Origin of the sequence: Nocardioides sp. CFH 31398 (genome assembly GCF_022436705.1) — a bacterium.
Classification (GTDB): Bacteria; Actinomycetota; Actinomycetes; order Propionibacteriales; family Nocardioidaceae; genus Nocardioides.
Map to the genome: position 1 here is coordinate 215,301 of NZ_JAKUHT010000005.1, position 16,882 is coordinate 232,182.

15 protein-coding genes are annotated in these 16,882 nt (G+C 69.6%); 2 read left to right on the forward strand and 13 right to left on the reverse strand.

Annotated features, from left to right (window positions below; all coding sequences use genetic code 11):
* From MJ876_RS05650 to MJ876_RS05695, 10 genes are all read right to left on the reverse strand, one after another.
* Nucleotides 1–1,089: an EpsG family protein gene (locus MJ876_RS05650; protein ID WP_240235186.1), complete on the reverse strand. Its 1,089-nt coding sequence runs from the start codon at nucleotides 1,087–1,089 to the stop codon at nucleotides 1–3.
* Entirely contained in the window at nucleotides 1,086–1,874 is a 789-nt protein-coding gene (locus tag MJ876_RS05655; protein ID WP_240235187.1) for a glycosyltransferase family 2 protein, read from the reverse strand. The genes MJ876_RS05650 and MJ876_RS05655 overlap by 4 nt, the downstream gene beginning before the upstream one ends.
* 32 nt (nucleotides 1,875–1,906) lie before the next feature.
* Nucleotides 1,907–3,163: a glycosyltransferase gene (locus MJ876_RS05660; protein WP_308192567.1), complete on the reverse strand. Its 1,257-nt coding sequence runs from the start codon at nucleotides 3,161–3,163 to the stop codon at nucleotides 1,907–1,909.
* The gene (locus tag MJ876_RS05665) at nucleotides 3,106–3,750 is read right to left on the reverse strand and encodes a NeuD/PglB/VioB family sugar acetyltransferase (RefSeq protein WP_240235190.1); all 645 of its coding nucleotides are present in this window, start codon (nucleotides 3,748–3,750) and stop codon (nucleotides 3,106–3,108) included. Before MJ876_RS05665 ends, MJ876_RS05660 begins: the two co-directional genes overlap by 58 nt.
* Complete coding sequence (locus MJ876_RS05670) at nucleotides 3,743–4,387, reverse strand: sugar transferase (RefSeq protein ID WP_308192568.1); 645 nt, start codon at nucleotides 4,385–4,387, stop codon at nucleotides 3,743–3,745. Before MJ876_RS05670 ends, MJ876_RS05665 begins: the two co-directional genes overlap by 8 nt.
* Nucleotides 4,388–4,399: 12 nt before the next feature.
* The gene (locus tag MJ876_RS05675; RefSeq protein WP_308192569.1) at nucleotides 4,400–5,536 is read right to left on the reverse strand and encodes an aminotransferase class I/II-fold pyridoxal phosphate-dependent enzyme; all 1,137 of its coding nucleotides are present in this window, start codon (nucleotides 5,534–5,536) and stop codon (nucleotides 4,400–4,402) included.
* Between the two features lie 642 nt (nucleotides 5,537–6,178).
* Nucleotides 6,179–7,876, reverse strand: coding sequence for a DUF4012 domain-containing protein (locus MJ876_RS05680; RefSeq protein ID WP_240235196.1), 1,698 nt, complete (start codon nucleotides 7,874–7,876; stop codon nucleotides 6,179–6,181).
* Nucleotides 7,877–8,000: 124 nt separating this feature from the next.
* Entirely contained in the window at nucleotides 8,001–8,420 is a 420-nt protein-coding gene (locus tag MJ876_RS05685; RefSeq protein WP_240235197.1) for a hypothetical protein, read from the reverse strand.
* A 207-nt stretch (nucleotides 8,421–8,627) separates the two neighbouring features.
* Nucleotides 8,628–9,587 (reverse strand): folate-binding protein YgfZ, encoded by a 960-nt coding sequence (locus tag MJ876_RS05690; RefSeq protein WP_240235198.1) that lies wholly within the window; start codon nucleotides 9,585–9,587, stop codon nucleotides 8,628–8,630.
* Nucleotides 9,588–9,624: 37 nt separating this feature from the next.
* A complete protein-coding gene (locus MJ876_RS05695) occupies nucleotides 9,625–10,047 on the reverse strand; it encodes a Fur family transcriptional regulator (RefSeq protein ID WP_240235200.1) in 423 nt (140 codons plus the stop codon).
* 96 nt (nucleotides 10,048–10,143) lie between these two features.
* Here MJ876_RS05695 and MJ876_RS05700 point away from each other — a divergent pair, with 96 nt between their 5' ends.
* Nucleotides 10,144–11,439, forward strand: coding sequence for an FAD-dependent monooxygenase (locus MJ876_RS05700; protein ID WP_240235202.1), 1,296 nt, complete (start codon nucleotides 10,144–10,146; stop codon nucleotides 11,437–11,439).
* A gap of 117 nt (nucleotides 11,440–11,556) precedes the next feature.
* Here MJ876_RS05700 and MJ876_RS05705 read toward each other — a convergent pair whose 3' ends face one another.
* From MJ876_RS05705 to MJ876_RS05715, 3 genes are all read right to left on the reverse strand, one after another.
* A complete protein-coding gene (locus MJ876_RS05705; RefSeq protein WP_240235203.1) occupies nucleotides 11,557–12,006 on the reverse strand; it encodes a VanZ family protein in 450 nt (149 codons plus the stop codon).
* A 134-nt stretch (nucleotides 12,007–12,140) separates the two neighbouring features.
* Nucleotides 12,141–13,919 carry a sulfatase-like hydrolase/transferase gene (locus MJ876_RS05710; protein ID WP_240235204.1) on the reverse strand — a complete coding sequence of 593 codons (1,779 nt, stop codon included), beginning with the start codon at nucleotides 13,917–13,919 and terminating at the stop codon, nucleotides 12,141–12,143.
* Nucleotides 13,920–14,085: 166 nt separating this feature from the next.
* Nucleotides 14,086–15,876 carry a sulfatase-like hydrolase/transferase gene (locus MJ876_RS05715; RefSeq protein ID WP_240235206.1) on the reverse strand — a complete coding sequence of 597 codons (1,791 nt, stop codon included), beginning with the start codon at nucleotides 15,874–15,876 and terminating at the stop codon, nucleotides 14,086–14,088.
* 208 nt (nucleotides 15,877–16,084) lie between these two features.
* On the opposite strand from MJ876_RS05715, the gene MJ876_RS05720 reads away from it, so the two are divergent.
* The gene (locus MJ876_RS05720; RefSeq protein ID WP_240235208.1) at nucleotides 16,085–16,870 is read left to right on the forward strand and encodes a DUF3626 domain-containing protein; all 786 of its coding nucleotides are present in this window, start codon (nucleotides 16,085–16,087) and stop codon (nucleotides 16,868–16,870) included.
* Nucleotides 16,871–16,882: the final 12 nt, after the last annotated feature.

Below are 16,882 nucleotides of genomic sequence, written 5' to 3' on the forward strand. Positions count from 1 at the left end.
TCACCTGTCCCAGTAGCTCTTGTAACTTGCGACGCTTGGGTCGGAGCGGAGTTCGAAGACCCAGAAGACGGCGTAGACCAGCAGGAGCAGGCCCGCCCACAGCGCGCGCGCCCGCCGATCTTCCATCGTCAACAAGTAAGGGATCAACACGGGCAGGTACACAACCGTGAAGATTGCGAAGCGCGCGATGTACGCACTATTGAGCGCGGCGACATAGATTGCGGTGTGGACTACCACCATGTTCAGATAGAAGTGGCCCTCGACGGCCATCGTGCGCTGTTTGCTAATCAGTAGGTAGAACACGAGTGGGCCGGCAGCCAGTGCAACCCGCAGCGGATTGATCCGCTCTTGGAAGTAGGCATTTTGAAGGAGCGTCTCTGTCGAGGAGTCCCGGAAGATAACAATCGCGTCGGCCAGCGCCTCGTATAGTGTCAGCGCGAGAACGCTCGCGGCGCCCACCGCTAAGAACCGAGCCAACCCGAGGCGCGTTCGCGGCACGAAATAAAAACCAACCGCCACGAGCGCGCTGACGTGAAAGAGGGTCGCCACACCGACAACCGCCAAGTACGGCCCCAGCCTTCGCTCGACGATGAGCCGGTGGCCTGCAAAGAGCACTGCGCACGCCAGCCACTGGCGAATGCCGTTGAACGACGAGTGCCACGCCCCGACCAGTACGTACAGGGCGAGGCTGGTGCCGAACATCGGCGAGTTCTTATAGTATGTCCAAACAATCAGCGAAATAGTCACTGCTGAAGCCGTGAAGAACATTGAGGCCGGATCATCCCTGACGTATGCCGCTATCCGGACCAGGACGTTAAGGCCCGGCTCGCCGAGAAGCCCAACGTCGCTCAGTGACTGGTCGCGGTACCTCGGGTAGTCAAGTGCGTACTGGACGTAGTCAGTCCCCGTCCGCCAGCGTAGGCCTGCGACCAGGATCAGAAGCAGCGCGATGAAGCCGACCGCGAGCCGGGGCACCCCAGCAAATATTTCATGGCGCCCCTGACTACTGGTGAGTGCCGCTTGCTGCTGTAGGCGGACGATCAGGATGACCATGAAGACAACGGCAAGGGTGGCAACGTAGATCGTCAAGGCCGAGCCTCACGCCGCCGCATCGCAATGACAACAGGAGCGGGCACTAGGACCTTCGAAAAGGCGAGAGTAGCCCTCAGATAGAACCTAGGCGAATAATCTAGTAACCGACCGCCGCGCAGCATCACGCGAAGCAGATTCCACCTGTTCCGGACCGTGCGTCTCCGAACGGCTTCCGCGTCCTCCCGAACGAGGTAGAGATCTTGGTCGATGTTGGCGCCGGTGAAACCGGCCTGGAAGAATCGAAACCACAGGTCAATGTCCTCAACTCGGTGGCAGATCGCCTCCTCCGAGTAGCCCAGGCTGGCGAAGACGAACTGTCTGGCCATCACCGTCGCGTGGCAGAACGGCACGTGAGTCCGTAGTGTGTTCTTGTCGGGGCGTGCGGGCGGGATCACCCGTCCCCCTTGTCCCCGCTCGCTGAACCGTCGCATGGACGAACCGACTAGATCGACCGAGGGGTTCGCGTCGAAGAATTCTGTCAGTACCTGCATACGATGCGGATCAGAGACATCGTCGGCGTCCATCCGCATCAGAAAAGTCCCCGACGCCGCCTCGATCGCGCTATTCAGAGAGGCGGCCAACCCCCGGTTGCGATCGTTCGTGATAATCGTGACGCGTTCTGCCAACAGATTCTGCCACCGAGCAAGAATTCGAGATGTCCCGTCGACAGATCCGTCATCACAAATGACGATCTCCCAGTCCTGCATTGTCTGACCACGTATCGATTCGAGAGCCTCGTCAAGGGTGGCCGCTGAGTTGTAGGCCCCCATGATCACGCTCACCCGTGGCTTGTGAGTCCGCGCCGTCGCATCCATCACTTGCGCATCCCCCGACCTAATGGCCCGCCCCGATTTTTGCGACGCTCTCCGAAGCGATCAATGAGGAAACTGTCCCAAGCTGGCCAGACGGCGGACGGCCCGAACAAATCATCGACACGCGAGTTTGCCGCGAAGCCCATCGAACGCCGACGCTGAGGATCGGTCAGCAAAGATTGCACCGAGTTGGCCACCGTCACCGTGTCACCGGGCCGGCACAACAAACCCGTCGTGCCGTCGACGATGGTGTCGACGACCCCGGTGACCCTGTAGGCGACGGTCGGGACTCCGCAAGCCGCGGCCTCCAGCACTACAACACCCAAGCCCTCGCGGTTTGAGAGGAGGACAAGAACATCGATGGCCTTCAAGGCGGTCTCCACCCGTTCCAGGTGACCTCGTCTCACGGTCGAAGCCAACGAATCTAAGGCGTCGAGGGCTGCGCGGTCGTCGGCATCGACAGGCTCGGGGGTCCCTACCAACAGGAGGGTCGCCCGCGGGCTACTTTGGTGGATGAGAGACCAAGTCCGAGGCAGCGCAGGTAGACCTTTGTCGCGAGTGAGGCGCCCGATGAATCCGACCACAGGGGCGTCCCTATCCAGCCCGAGTTCTTCCCGGACCCGGGCCCGCTCGGACGTCGACGGCACACGAAACCGCTTGGTGTCGACCGCAAGAGTCGCGGCACCACGAGGCAGCCGCTGAATCTTCTCGGCCTTTACTATCCTCTCGCTTGTTAGAAGCTGACCGAGCCCCTCGCTCACCGGCACCACCTCGGTCGCTGCCGCGCAGGCCAGCCGGTCCAACCAGCTCATCACCCAGCGCCGTGGCCCCGACAGACCCTCCGCACGGTGACCGAGGATGAAGTAGACACGTGTGGGCACGCCTGCCATTGCCGCCGCAAGGGACCCGAGAACACCCATCTTCGGTGTGCTCATGACGACGACATCAGGCCGGATCCTCCTTAGCCGCCGCCAGAGAAGGAGCAGGGAGACTAGGTCCGAGGGGGCTGGCTGCCGAGCCGTCCGAACTGTCTGCAGCGTCGCGCCCTCGGCCTCTGCAAACTCCTCCAAGCCATCCGTGCCGCACAGGAGCTGAACGTCCCACCCGACCTGGACGAGGTGTCGCAGCTGGCCTCGGAGAAAACTGGTCGCGCTCACCGGCACGGTCACCCCGAAGACCACTACCCCTCGGTTCGACTCCGTCATCGGGCCGGCACGCCCTTTACAGTGGCTCCTGGTGGGACGTCTCTCACCACACATGCGGCCGCGCCCACCACCGCGTGCTCACCCACCTTCAGACGGTTAAGCACCACGGCGTTTGCGCCGACCAGCACGCCGTCGCCGAAGACGGAATCACCTGAGATGACGGCGCACGGGTTGAGGCTGACGAAGTCACCCAACACCGTGTCGTGCCCGACGGTCGCATTGGGATTGAGGTGTGCGTGACGACCAACGCGGACATTCGTGGTGATCCGGGCCCCCGCGCATAGAACCGCCCCCTCGCCCAGTTGGACCTGACTCCCCACACTTGCGTGTGGATGAATCAGGGATGCGGCACGCCTCCCGGCACGGTCAAGCCTATCGACGATGCGCCGCCGAGCATCCGGGGAGCCCACCCCTACCACGTATTCGGCATGGTCCGCGAGGGCCAGCCACTCCTCCACGGTCCCGAGCAGATCTACTTCCTGTGCCTGCATCCGGAAACGGTTTGCTTCCGAGGCCGCGTCATCAACGACGCCGATGATTTCCCAGCGCGGCGTTCCGTCGGTGTTGATCATCGACCTAGCAACGTCCAGGGTCTCACGACCAAATCCGCCTGCGCCGACAATGACCAACGGATCAGGCATGACCCGGCCTCCTTTGCTCACCCGCGGACCCGTGACCGAGGAACCTGCTCATGGAGACACCCCCCTCATCGACAACCCCATCTCGGGCCAACACACGACCGAGGGTCCGTAGCAGGATCGCGATGTCCAGTCGAAGGCCCCGCCGCTCCACGTACTCGACGTCGAGCGCGAACTTCTTCTCCCAACTCAAGGCGTTACGGCCACTTACCTGCGCCAGACCGGTGACACCGGGCCGTACTTCGTGGCGGCGGGCCTGCTCCGGCGTATACAAAGGCAGGTACTCGACCAGCAGCGGTCGCGGCCCGACCAAACTCATGTCCCCGCGCAAGACATTCCAGAGCGTTGGCAGCTCATCCATGCTCGTCGCGCGTAGACGCCTGCCAAAGTCTGACAGGCGGGACTCGTCGGAGCCCTCCTCGGAGCCCGCTTCCAAGGTCTCCATCGACCGGAACTTGACAAGCTCAAAGACCACAGCATCTCGTCCGGGTCTTGGCTGCCGGAACAGTATCGGTGGTCCCAGATTGCGGCGGACCATCAGGGCAACGAGGGCACTGACTGGGCTCGTTATCAGCAGCAGAATTGCGGCACCTGCAACGTCGATTAGACGTTTCACCACATCAGACCCTCGTCTGCTCACGTCGAGCCTCCCTCACGCCTTAAGTGCTTTGCCGAGCACGGCAATGACCTGGTCGAACTGGGGCTCCGTCATCCCCGAGCCCGACGGCAAGGAGAGTCCCCTCCTAAAGAGTCGTTCGGCGTTCCCATTGAGGGCAGCAGGCGAACTCGCGAAGACCGGTTGCAGGTGCATCGGCTTCCACAGAGGTCTGCTCTCAATGCCCTCGGAGAAGAGAGCCCGGGCTACTCGTTCAGCCGTCGTCCCAGCTTCGCCGGGCTCGATAATGAGCGCAGTCAGCCAACAATTGTCTCGATAGTCGTCGCTCACGTCGGAGGATCCGAGTACTCGGACCCCATGCACGCCGCGCACCAACTCGCGGTAACGAGAACGCCACTCCCTGCGGCGGGCGATCATCTCATCAAGCCGCGACAACTGCGCACGTCCGAGGGCGGCGAGAATGTTAGAAAGACGGTAGTTGAACCCGATCTCTACGTGCTCGTAATGGGGCACCGGTTCGCGGGCCTGGGTCGACAGTTTGCGAACGTGGGCCGCCAAGACTCCATCGTCCGTCAGCAACATTCCGCCGCCTGACGTCGTCATGATTTTGTTGCCGTTGAACGACAGGACTGACGCGTCACCCCATGAGCCTGCAGCCCTTCCGCGATAGGTGGCTCCAAACGATTCAGCACTGTCGCACAGGAGCCTCGCCCCCGCGTCTTTCGCAATCTCCGCGACGGCATCGAGCGCCGCACACCGACCCAATAGGTCGACCGGGACAATCGCCGGGACCCTACGACCCTCGCTGATCAACCGCCTGACCGTGCGAGCAAGGATGCCGACGTCCATGTTGCCGTCGTCGTCACGGCAATCGATAAAACAGGGCTCGGCGCCAACATAGCGGATGGCGTTTGCCGTCGCCGCGAAGGTCAGGGTCGAGACCGGCACTATGTCCCCGGGGCCGACTCCCCATGAGACGAGCGCAAGATGCAGAGCCGCAGTGCCGGAGGAAAGTGCAACGGCGTGCTTCGCACCGACCCGGCCTGCCACCTCGCTCTCGAACGCCAGGAGGTCGGGCCCCGCCGGAGCAACCCAGCCAGACTGCATCGCCTGCATGACCGCTCGCTGCTCGAGATCGCCGACATCGGGAGGGGACAGTAGCGTAGACAGCACTGCTGACCTCCAATACCTGGTCCGCCGACCAGCCCCATGTTTGCGCGATCGGAGTCTAGGTGACGCCGGCCTCAGGAACGAGGGCGCCCGCCTTGGCCTGGACAAAAGTTGATAAACGTCCCGGCGCCGCACGAGGATGCGGTCGAGCGTCGGCTCACCGCTGCTGCGCCAGCATGAGCGAGCAACCACACCTATGGCCAAGACCCCCGCAGTGTACCGCTCCGGAGCAGTAGCTCAACGTATTCAACTACTCATCATGGCCTGCGCGGTCGCCGGCCACTAGCCGCATCGTCGCCGCCCCCCAAGATGCGGACTGGGCGAAGGCACCCGAGGACGGAGCGGCTTGCGCAAGTTCAGGCCAACAGAATGTGCACGGAGCCTGGCGAGGAAGTCCGCCGCCGTGAGCGGCGGGGGCACCCGGCGATCCTCCGAATCTTTCCCGCCTTCGACTTAAAGGGGGACACGTCGCTGACCGCCATGCCCGGTCTCGATCCTGCCCGGATGCTGGAGCAGTAGCTCGAGTGCGATCCTGAACTGACATACCAGCCTAGGCATGTCCAGCCCCCTTGAGTTCGAAGCCCTTGAGACCACCGCCAAGCTCACCACACCACCACTGAGCGAGAGTTGGGTCCAACTCCCCCTTCAACAGGCACTGCGGCTGGTGAAGTTCTTGTTCCCTGGCACGATGCTCGGGGTAACACCAACTTGCACTCCGCCCGTCTCCCCCGGTGCTGTCGTCATCTGCCAGTCCACGTCGACTGGTGTGGTGGAGTCCAATAGCGCGCCTGCAATGACGACGGGCCTCCCGTTGAACGGGATCGTGGCTGACGGGACCAACTCGCGGTCGACACGAAGACGCTCGATGGTGCCCCCGTAAGGCCCAATCACAGTAAGAGAGACCAGCTGACTGCCGGGCTCTGTCCCGTAAAGACCCCCACCTGTGACGGACACGGGAAGCTCCGCCGCAGCCTCCGATTCGATGGTCGACCGCAGCCTCATCGATCCGGTCAAGATCTGCACGCCGTCGCGGCATCCCTCGGAGTCCACCTCGACCCCGTAGCGAAGGTAGTAGGACATCTTCGACCCGGTCGCGTCGTTCAGGGCGACGTCGAGGTGGGGGGTAGCGCCATCGTCCCCGGTGAGCTCGCCTGCTACCCGCGTGTCCGTCAGACGCTCTTGCTCAGCGTCGTCGAACGAGTGCAGGAGGAAGCGGCCCTCGCGCCCGGCCCGGGCTGCCCCTCGCAAGAAGTCGACGGGCGACGTCAGGTCGGTCACCGCGGTCTCCAAGATGGCGCGGGCGGACTGTTCGAACAGCGCGTCCTGGGCCTCGGGCTCGAGCTCGAGATATGGACGACTGAGGAGCTCCTCCAGGAGGTTGTCCTGAGTCAGGGTCACGCCGTCGACCTCGACCGGACCCAGGGCAGGCAGCAAGTAGCTCAGCGCCACGGGGTCGATGGACATGACGGCATCGAGCTGGTCCGGACTGCCTGAGCTCTCCCAATGGGCGTTGACGAGCTCGGCGGTGCGCGGGAAGTCGGGAGTGAAGTTGGCGTCCTGGAAGAACGTGCCGAGATTCTCGCTGAAGATGGCGTCCTCGGCGTCGGTGAGGGGAAGGATCGGCGCGTCCAGGTCGCCCTCGAAGTCACGGGGCCCGCCCTGACGGGTGATCTCGATGCGGCCCTCGTCGGCGCGCAGCAGGACGAAGGCGCCGGGAAGGCCCCCGGTGGCACGGATCTCCGCATTGTTCTGGATCAGCACGAGCACGTTGCGGGGGCCTTCCCCTCCCGCCAATGTCGGCAGCAGGTCGGTGGCGACGTCGGCCGCACCGAGACCGGACTCGAGGCCCGTGACTGTGTCGACGTACTGGTCGTAGGGCTCGCGAAGGCGTCCGACGAAGCCGGAACTGTCGACGGCCTGCACCTGCTCCGCGGCATCTCGCGTGGCGGCATACCCCTGACCGACGGGCGCTCCGAGCTCCTCCACCACGCCGAGGTCGACGCCGCCGTCGCCGGCCAGGCCGTCGAGGTCGCCTGTCGCGTCGGCGAGCGGGAGCACCGCGTCCGCCGCCAGGGTGTGCAGCGACGAGCTCAGAGCTCGCAGACCGGCCGCGTCGTCCCCCACCCCAGGCACGACGGTGAGTGCGGCCCAGTCCCAACCGTCGGTCCGGTCCATGGCGGAGCGCGCAGACCGCTCGAGAGCCCGGCCGGCCTCGCGCGCGCCAGCGGCGTCACCACTCGACAGCGACGACGTCAGCCGGGATGCCTCGGACTGGGCGTCGGTCAGGTCGCCGTACGTCTGATAGCCGACCCAGCCGAACCACGCCAGCGCCGCGGCGACCATCAGGCCCAAGGGCGCGAGAACCCAGAGTGCAAGTCGTCCTCGACTGCGAGGAGGGCTCTGCGCGTGACGATGCCCCGCCGCGGAGCGACGAGGCATCAGTCGTGAGTCAGCGTCGGTCGCGCGGTCAGCCGCGCGGACGGTTGCGAACGAACTGGTTCGCGGTGTCCGAGCAGCTCTTGAAGACCGAGTTGGCGCCCGGGTTGTAGCGGATCACGACGTAGTAGCGACCCGGACGACGCAGAGCCGGGAAGCTGTAGACGGTCGGGCCGTTGTAACCGCGGGTGTAGGACACGCGCTTGCCACCCTCGCGGCGCACGTAGTTCACCGTCACGGTGCCACGGGGGGAGCGGTTCGTCCCCCGCGGGCGCACGTTCACCCGGAGGCTCGGACGCTCGAAGCGGTTGACGGAGCCCTGGGAGGTCGCGTTGCAGCTCGTCTCGAACCGCGGCGGGTAGGGCGCGGCGGAAGCCGTCGTCGACGAGGCGGCCACGAGGCCAGCAGACATGAGCAGCGCAACGATGACGCTGGCGGCAAACTTCTTCACTTCAGGCTCCCCATGATGGTGGTGTTGCGAGAACAGTAGGGCACGACAGACCGATGTCCACCATTTGTCTCGTCTTGTCGCGCGCTGTTTGCCTGGAGGCCTTGTCAGATGGGCCTGTCGCCCCGCGACTTCAGGAAATCTTGCGGTTCGGACCGACCCTGAGAGCACGCACGCCCGGAGGGCCTGAGAGCACGCACGCTCAGAGTGTCAGCGCAGCTTCGGACGCACGTGGAGGCCGACCTCGGGGTCGACCACCGTCTCCTGCGCCGCGGGCATGCCGTCGGCGTCCAGCGTGGCGCCGAGGTCGACGTTGCGCTTGACCAGAGCGAGAGCGATGGGCCCCAGCTCGTGGTGGCGGGCGGAGGTGCCGACCGTGCCGACAGTCTTGTCGCCGGCGAGCAGCGGGGCGCCCCGCGCGGGGAGGCGGTTCTCGGAGCCGTCCAGGTGGAGCAACGTGAGCCGGCGGGGCGGGCGGCCCAGCGTGTGCACGCGGGCGACCGTCTCCTGGCCGCGGTAGCAGCCCTTGTCGAGGTGGACGGCGGGTCCGACCCAGCCGACCTCGTTCGGGATGGTGCGGTGGTCGGTGTCGAGGCCGTGACGGGGCTCCCCACGGGCGATGCGGAGGGCCTCGAAGGCCCACAGCCCGGCGGCGGGGCCGGCGGCGTCGGCGTACGTCGCGAGCGCCTCGCGCGGGACGAGCTCGTAGGCGGCGTACCAGTCGTCCTCCGGGGCGCCGGACCTCGCGGCGGCCGCGGGGCGCCAGACCACCGCCTGGTCGGCGGTCACGTCGGCGACCTCGACGCGCGACATGAAGCGCATGGAGTCCAGCCAGCCCACGAGCGCCGCGGCGGCGCCGGGCTCGGTGTGGGCCCAGAAGGTCTCGCCGTCGTCGTAGCCCGTCATCGCGTGCTCGACGTGGCCGTGCGGCGAGAGCACCAGGACGCCGGTCCATCGCTTGGGCGGGAGGTCCAGCAGGTGCTGGGTGGTGAGGGCGTGCAGCCAGGTGAGGCGGTCCGGCCCGGTGACGCGCAGGACGTCGCGGTGCGACAGGTCCACGAAGCCCTCCCCCGCCTCGAGCGCGCGCTGCTCGGTGTTGAACGAGCCGTAGTGGGCGGCGACGCCCGCGTCGGGGGCGTCGCCGGCGACGGCGCCGGGAAGGTCGAGCATCAGTGGTGCCTCCTGGGATCGGTGGCGGCCCGGGCTCCTAGCCGCAGTCGGCGCAGTGGCCGTGCAGCGCAAGGTGCCCGATGTCGGGCACGAAGCCGAGGTCCGCGGTGAGCCTCTCGACCAGGCCCCGGGCCACGTCCGCGTCAACGGAGGTGACCTTGCCGCAATTCCGGCAGACCAGGTGGAAGTGCTCGTGGTCGGACACCGAGTGGTACGTCGGCGCGCGGTCCGAGAGGTGGGTGTGGCGCACCAGCCCGAGCTCCTGGAGGACCTCGAGGGTGCGGTAGACCGTCGACACGTTCACCGCCGACGAGTGCTTGCGGACCTCCGCGTGCACCTCGTCGGGAGTGGCGTGCCCGAGCGCGTCGACGGCGGCGAGGATCAGCTCGCGCTGCGGCGTGAGCCGGTAGCCCTGTCCGCGCAGGCGCTCGCGCCAGTCGTCCTGCGGGCTCGCGGTCATCTCTCGATCGTAGTGCGGGGCCCGGCCGGCCCGGTGTGACGCACTCGTCGCACTCGTCCGCGACTGCATCGGGCCGTTCGGGGAACGGGTCGCGACGTGCACGTGGTGGTCGTCGGCGCCGGGATCGGCGGTCTCGCCCTCGCTCAAGGACTCCTGGCGTCGGGGATCCGGGCGACGGTGCTGGAGCGCGGCACAGACCTGCGCGCCACCGGCGGGTACAGCCTGCACCTCAGCCCGGAGGCCGTCACCGGGCTGCGGGCGCTGCTGCCGCCGGACCGGCTCGGCCAGCTGCTCGGGGTGGAGCGGGCCTCCGAGGTCGCCCGGGACCACGCGGTCCGCGACCACCGCGGACGCCTCGTCGTCGTGGACCGCTCCCCGAGGGCCGACGGGACCCTCGACGTCGACCGGATCACCCTGCGCCTCCTGCTCGCTCACGGGCTCGGCGAGCACCTCCGGCTGGGGGTCAGCGGGGTCGGTTACGACCAGCAGGACGACGGAACGGTCGTCGTGCGGACCGCCGCCGAGGACGGGACGACGGGCGAGGTGCGCTGCGACGTCCTCGTCGCGGCCGACGGCGTCGGCTCCGCCGTGGCCACGCAGCTCGCGGGCGGGCCGACGTCCACGCCGGTCGGCCTGATGGGTGTCGCGGGGCGGACGGCGCAGTCGTCGGTCCCGCCCGGGACCCGTGACCTGCTGCGGTCACGCTCCACGCTGGCCGTGGGGCCCGGCGGCTCCGGCCTGTACGTCGGCAACCACGCCGCGCTGGACCAGGTCGCCGTGAGCAGGTTCGTCGCGCCGCCTCCCTGGGGCGTCGGGGAGAGCTACGTGTGGGGCGCGATCCTGCTGGACTGGGCGAGCACCCGGTCGCTGGCGCGCCTGGCCGGTCGGCCGCTGGTGGCCGCGGCCGCAGCGCAGCTGCGCGACCGGTCCTGGGACGGGCCGATCCTGGACGTCGTCGAGCACACCGACCCCGTGACGGCGTCCGCGTTCCGCTTCCACGCCGCCGCGCGCTACCCGGCGGGCCTGGCCCCGTGGGCGCCGGGCCCGGTGACCGCCCTGGGGGACGCCGTCCACGCCATGCCCCCGACGGGCGGGCAGGGGGCGAGCACCGCCCTGCGCGACGCGCACCTGCTGCGGGACGCGCTGGTGGAGGTCGAGACCGGGCGCCGGCCGCTGGTCTCCGCGGTGGACGACTACCACCGCGCGATGCGTCCGTACGCCGCCGCGGCGGTGGCGGCCTCGTTGCAGCCGGTCGGCTGGACCCGCACCAGCCGCAAGCCGCTGGGCACCGCGGTCGCGCAGGCCGGCATGCCCGCCGCCGCGGCGGTGTCGTGGGCCGTGCGGGCAGGGCGACGAGGGGACGCGGCGGGGGTGCTGGTCGGCGACCGTTGAGGTCTCGACAGGCTCGACCGCCGGGGGTGCTGCGGTCGCTCGGCGCACCGGGTTTCGAGGCTCGCTCCGCTCACTCCTCAACCAGCGGTGCTGCTCGACCGGCGAGGGTGCCGTCGCTCAGGCGGAGCGGCCGTCGCGCCGGACGATGAACCACCGCATCAGAGATCCGATGACCGCGCCCACGGCGACCCCGGTCGTGTTGGCGACCACGTCGAGCGCGCTCGCGGACCGATCCGGCAGGAACAACCCCTGGAACAGCTCGACCCCGGTGGCCATCACGAACCCGACCGCCGTCCAGTCACGCCACGAGTAGCCCCGCCGCACCAGGCGCCCGAGCAGCGCGAGCGGGACCATGATCAGGACGTTGCTGATCACCTCGACCCGGCTCGAGGTCACGAGCACCGGGTCCGCACCCAGACGCTGCACCAGGTCGGTCAGCACGCTCACCGAGGTGCTCGGCAGCTCGCCGCGAGGGAAGAGCAGCACCGTCGCGAGGAACAGGACGTACACGACCAGCAGGGTCAGGAGGACCGGTCGTCGACGGGCGTCCTCGACGGTGGTGGTCACCTACGGAGCCTAGGCAGGCACGGTGGGACCCCGGCCACCGGCGGGGGTGGAGGCCGACCGGCGGCTCGCCGGGGTCTCGACGACGCACGCTCGCTGCGCTCGCGGGCTGCTCGACCACCTGAGTGTGACGGCGGTCAGCGGACGACGAGGGGGACCTCGTCGCCGGCCCGGAGGCGGAGGGTGCGGGCGCGGCGGTGGCGGGTGAGGACGCCGTCGGCGTAGGTCACGGTGCCCGGGCGCACGTCGATGCGCAGGGGCGCGGCCTTGGCGAGCAGCGTCGGGAGCGGGGTGGTGGTCCGTTCGAGCTCGGTGGCCATCGCCACCCCGAGCCGGCGGACGACGCCGGGGTCGGCCCGGGCGCGGTCCACGGTCTCCGACGGCCGCGCACCGACCGCGAACAGACGCAGGGTGCGGGCCTCGTAGTCGTAGCGGGCCTTCCAGTCCCCCGACCGGAGCACGGTCGCCGGGCGCTGGTCGCGCCCGCGGCCGAGGCTGTAGCCGGGGTAGTGCAGCAGCAGCGACTCGCGGCCCACCTCGCCCCCTGTGAGCGCGGGGGCGATGGAGAAGCCGTCGAGGCCGCGCCGGTCGCGGGCGCGGACGCGGGCGGCGTCCGCGAGGGTGGCGGCGAGGTCGGTCATGTGGACCAGGCCACGGTTGACCACTCCCGGTCGCACGAGGGACGCAGTCCCGCTCCACGCGGCGGTGGGGACGCGGATGCCCCCCTCCCACAGCGTCATCTTCTCCCCGCGCAGCGGCCCGTTGTCGGCGCCGAAGCCGTCGGGGTCGCGGCGGTTGCGGCTCAGCCGCCCGCCGTTGTCGGAGGTCAGCAGCACGATCGTGTTGTCCGCGAGGGTCTGCCCGGGCGAACGGGGGTCGGGGCGCTCGCGGAGCTCGGCGAGCAGCCGGCCGACGGTCTGGTCGACGCCCTCGACGAGCGCGGCGTACGCCGGGACGCGGCCCTCGCCGCGCGGGCGGCGCCGCTCGTACTTCGCCAGCAGGTCGGGGCGTGCCTGGGCCGGGCCGACGGGGTCGTGGACGCCGAACTGGTTGACGGCGACGAAGAAGGGGTCCCTCGTGCGGGCGCCGCGGCGCACGGCGTGGACGGCGGCGTCGCCGACGGCGTCGGTGAGGTGCTTGCGCTCCCCCGCCAGGCCGAGGACGGCGTCGCGGGGCACCCCGGTGGTGAACGGCAGGACGTTCTCCCGCAGGTACTCGCGCGTGTACGGCGCCGCGAAGCGGTCCAGCGTCCGGTCCACCTTCGCGCCGAAGACGGGTGTGCCGTCGGCGCGCCGGGTGGCGGTGTACGAGCCGGGGTTGCCCGCGCGGCTGCCGCCGTAGTTCACGTCGTACCCGTGGTTGCGCGTGATCTGGTCGGTGCCGGCGGTGACGTGGAACTTGCCCACGTGGGCGTTCCAGTAGCCGGCGTCGTCGAGCATCTCGGGCACCGTCGTCGCCGAGGCGGGCAGCCGCGAGGCGCCGGTGGGGTTCTGGTTGTCGATCCCCCGCAGCGTGGGTGGCCTGCCGTCGTAGAAGGGCGGGACGGAGTTCGGGTTGACCCCGCCGTACACACCGTTGTCGGGGCCCTGGGCGTACTGCCCGGTCAGCAGGCTCATCCGGCTCGGCGCGCAGCTGAGTGCCCCGTAGGCGTTCGGGAAGGTCGTGCCCTCCTCCGCCAGGCGCGCCATGGCGGGGGTGTCGACGAAACCGTTGGGGTGGCCGTCGTTGAACAGGCCGCTGGCGACGTCGCCCCAGCCCAGGTCGTCCACGACGACGAGTACCACGTTGGGCCGGGTGTCGGCGGGGGCGGCCCTGCTCGCGCCCGGCTCCGCGGCGCCGGGCGGCGCCGTCAGGGCGCACGTCGAGGCCACCGCGGCACCGATCGCCGCGCACGCCAGTCGTCTCCGAGACCTCATCCGTGCTGCTCTCCCCATGTCGTGATGGGACGTCCCGGCTGGATCATCCCCTCCCCCGGGCTCGGCAGGGGCATTCGTGCACGCCGACGTGTCGTCGGCGAACAGGTCGGCGCGCGGGGGCTCGCCGTCGTCGGCACCTCAGCCAGCGGAACCAGCGGAGGGAGGTTCAGTCCACGACGAGGGGCATCTCGTCGCCGGCGCGGACCCGGAGGACGGTGCGCCGGTCGTAGCGGCGCAGGCGGCCGTCGGCGTACGTCGTGGCGCCCGGGCCGAGAACGATCCGCACCGGCGCGCTCTCCGCGCGCAACCGGGCGAGCGGGGTGTTGAGCCGGTCGAGCTCCTCGGCCATCGCGCGGCCGAGGCGTCGTACGAGGCGAGGCCGGGCCCGGGCGAGGTCGGTGCGCTGCGACGGCTGCCGGGCGACGTCGTAGAGGCCGAGGCGCAGCGACTCGTAGTCGAAGCGGACGACGTACGAGCCGATCCGCATCACGGTGGCGGGGCGCTGGTCGCGGCCCTTGCCGAGGCTGTAGCCGGGGTAGTGCTGCAGCAGCGGCCGGCTCACCTCCGCGTTCCGCGCGAACGCTTCCCGCAGCGACTGCCCGTCGAGCCCGCGGCGGACCCGGCCGGGCACCTCGGCGTAGTCGGCGAAGGTGGCCGCGACGTCGGTGACGTGCACGATCGAGCGGTTCACGACCCCGCTCCGGACCAGCGCCTCGGAGCCGCTCCACACGGCGGTCGGGACGCGGATCCCGCCCTCCCACAGCTGCAGCTTCTCGCCGCGCAGCGGGCCGTTGTCGCCGCCGATGCGCCGCTGGTCCCGGCCGTTGTAGCGGATCCGTCCGCCGTTGTCGGACATCAGGACCACCACGGTGTTCTCCGCGAGCACCTCCCCCGGGTTCCGCGGGTCCTCGCGCGTCTGGAGCAGGTCGACGATCCGCCCGACGGTCTGGTCGACGTTCTCGACCATCGCGGCGTACGCCGGGACGCGGCCGTCGCCGGGGCGGGAGCGGTCCTCGTACTTCGCCAGCAGGTCCGGGCGCGCCTCCGCGGGCCCGACCGGGCTGTGGACCGCGAACTCGTTCACCTGGACGGCGAAGGGACCGCCGGTGGCGGCGCCCTGCTCGATCGAGGTCAGTGCGGCGTCGCCGACGGCGTCCGTGAGGTTCTTCGGCTCACCGTCGAGGGCGAGGACGTCGGCCGTGTCGACGCCGGTGGCGTGGGGCAGCACGTCCCGCTCGAGGTACTCCGTGGAGTACGGCTCCGCGAACGCCTCCATCGTCTCGTCGACGCGGGCCCCCCACGTCCAGCCGCCGCCGTCCTTCGGGCGGGCGGTGTAGGTCGCGGGGCTGCCGAAGGGCCCGCCGCCGTAGCTGACGTCGTACCCGTGCTGCTCCGTGATCTGGCCGGCGCCGGCGGTGACGTCGAACTTGCCGACGTGGGCGTTCCAGTAGCCCGCCTCGGCCATGCGCTCGGGGATCGTCACGGACCTCGACGACAGCCACGACCCGCCCGACCGGCTGCGGTTGTCGATGCCCCGCAGGCGCGGTTCGGGGCCGTCGTACCGCGGGGCCATGGCGTTGAGGTCGATACCGCCGTACACGCCGTTGTCGCGGCCCTGGGGGTACTGCCCGGTGAGCAGCGCCATCCGGCTCGGAGCGCAGCTGAGGGCCCCGTAGCCGTTGGGGAACGCCATGCCGTCGCGCACGAGACGGTCGATGGCGGGGGTGTCGACGAACCGGTTCGGGTTGCCCTCGTCGAGGCGGCCGGAGCCCAGGTCGCCCCAGCCGAGGTCGTCGACGAGGACCATGACGACGTTGGGCCGCTCGTCGTCCAGCCGGGGCGTGACCGCCTCGGTGGTGGGGTCGGTGGGGTCGGCGGGGTCGGCGGGTCCCGGACCGCTGGACGTGCAGGACGTCAGCACCAGCGCGCCGCACACCGACGCCACCGCCGTGCGCACGACGGCGCGTGGCAGCCTCCGCCCCAGCACCATGGGCCCTCCCCCCGGGGTTCCGACCGTCGATCATCCCCGGGGGGCCAAACGAGGAGACCTGCGGGCCGAGCGTCTAGGGTCGCCGCAGGACGCCCGCTCCCGTCGGCCGTCCGTCCCGGGAGGGCCCATGACGGAGGGCGGCGACACCACCGGGGGCCTGCGACCCGCCCGTCGCATGCATGCCATCACCATGCACTTCCACCCGGACTGGCCGGGCCCGCGTGGCACGGTCGTCGACTCGATGGTGGCCGACGACCGGTACCTCTCGCAGTTCGTCACCGGCACCTCCAACGGCGGTCTGACCGCCGTCCAGGGCGGCGACCGGTGGCTGTGGGAGAGCCGGCTCTTCGAGGGCCGGTACGACGACGGGCCGGCGCGGGCGCGACCGACGTACGGCGCGTGGAACCGCGCCGAGAGCCCGTACGGCGCGAGCCCGCGGTTCGGGTCGTCGTACGTGCGGCTGCGCCCGGAGCTGATCGGACGGACGACCTTCTGCTACCCCGACTCCGCGCACTCGCCCACCCGGGTCGTCGACTCCGGGCGCCTCGGCGAGCTCGTCCGGGAGGCCGACGCAGCCGCCGAGCGGGGCATCGACGTGCTCGACGACTACGTCGAGGCGCACGTGCACGGGCCGGTCATGTTCACCGTCGACGTGGCGGCGGTCGTGCTCGACCCGTGCTTCGCGGGGACCGTCACCGAGACCGCCGCACGGCGCCTCGGGTGCCCGATCGAGTTCCACCCCGGCTACCGGGTCGCCACCGCCGACCTCGACGAGGGCTACCGGGGGCCGGCGTCCGTCGCGGCCGCTCGCGCCGTCGGCGACGAGCTGACCCCCGCCGTCCTCGGGGAGGTGGCCCGGACCGCCGACCTCCCGGGCCAGACCCTCAAGCACCTGTGGCACCACCTGGCGCACTCCGGGCGGGTCGGGGGCCCCGCCGCGCAGCCGCCGCGGGAGGGCTGAGGCCCCCGTCGG

Bases quoted from the DNA above. Each gene is read 5' to 3' on its own strand.
- MJ876_RS05710 (WP_240235204.1), bottom strand. From the start codon at position 13,919: ATGAGGTCTCGGAGACGACTGGCGTGCGCGGCGATCGGTGCCGCGGTG.
- MJ876_RS05720 (WP_240235208.1), top strand. From the start codon at position 16,085: ATGCATGCCATCACCATGCACTTCCACCCGGACTGGCCGGGCCCGCGT.
- MJ876_RS05665 (WP_240235190.1), bottom strand. From the start codon at position 3,750: ATGCCTGATCCGTTGGTCATTGTCGGCGCAGGCGGATTTGGTCGTGAG.
- MJ876_RS05680 (WP_240235196.1), bottom strand. From the start codon at position 7,876: ATGGTCGCCGCGGCGCTGGCGTGGTTCGGCTGGGTCGGCTATCAGACG.
- MJ876_RS05660 (WP_308192567.1), bottom strand. From the start codon at position 3,163: ATGTGTGGTGAGAGACGTCCCACCAGGAGCCACTGTAAAGGGCGTGCC.
- MJ876_RS05695 (WP_240235200.1), bottom strand. From the start codon at position 10,047: ATGACCGCGAGCCCGCAGGACGACTGGCGCGAGCGCCTGCGCGGACAG.
- MJ876_RS05690 (WP_240235198.1), bottom strand. From the start codon at position 9,587: ATGCTCGACCTTCCCGGCGCCGTCGCCGGCGACGCCCCCGACGCGGGC.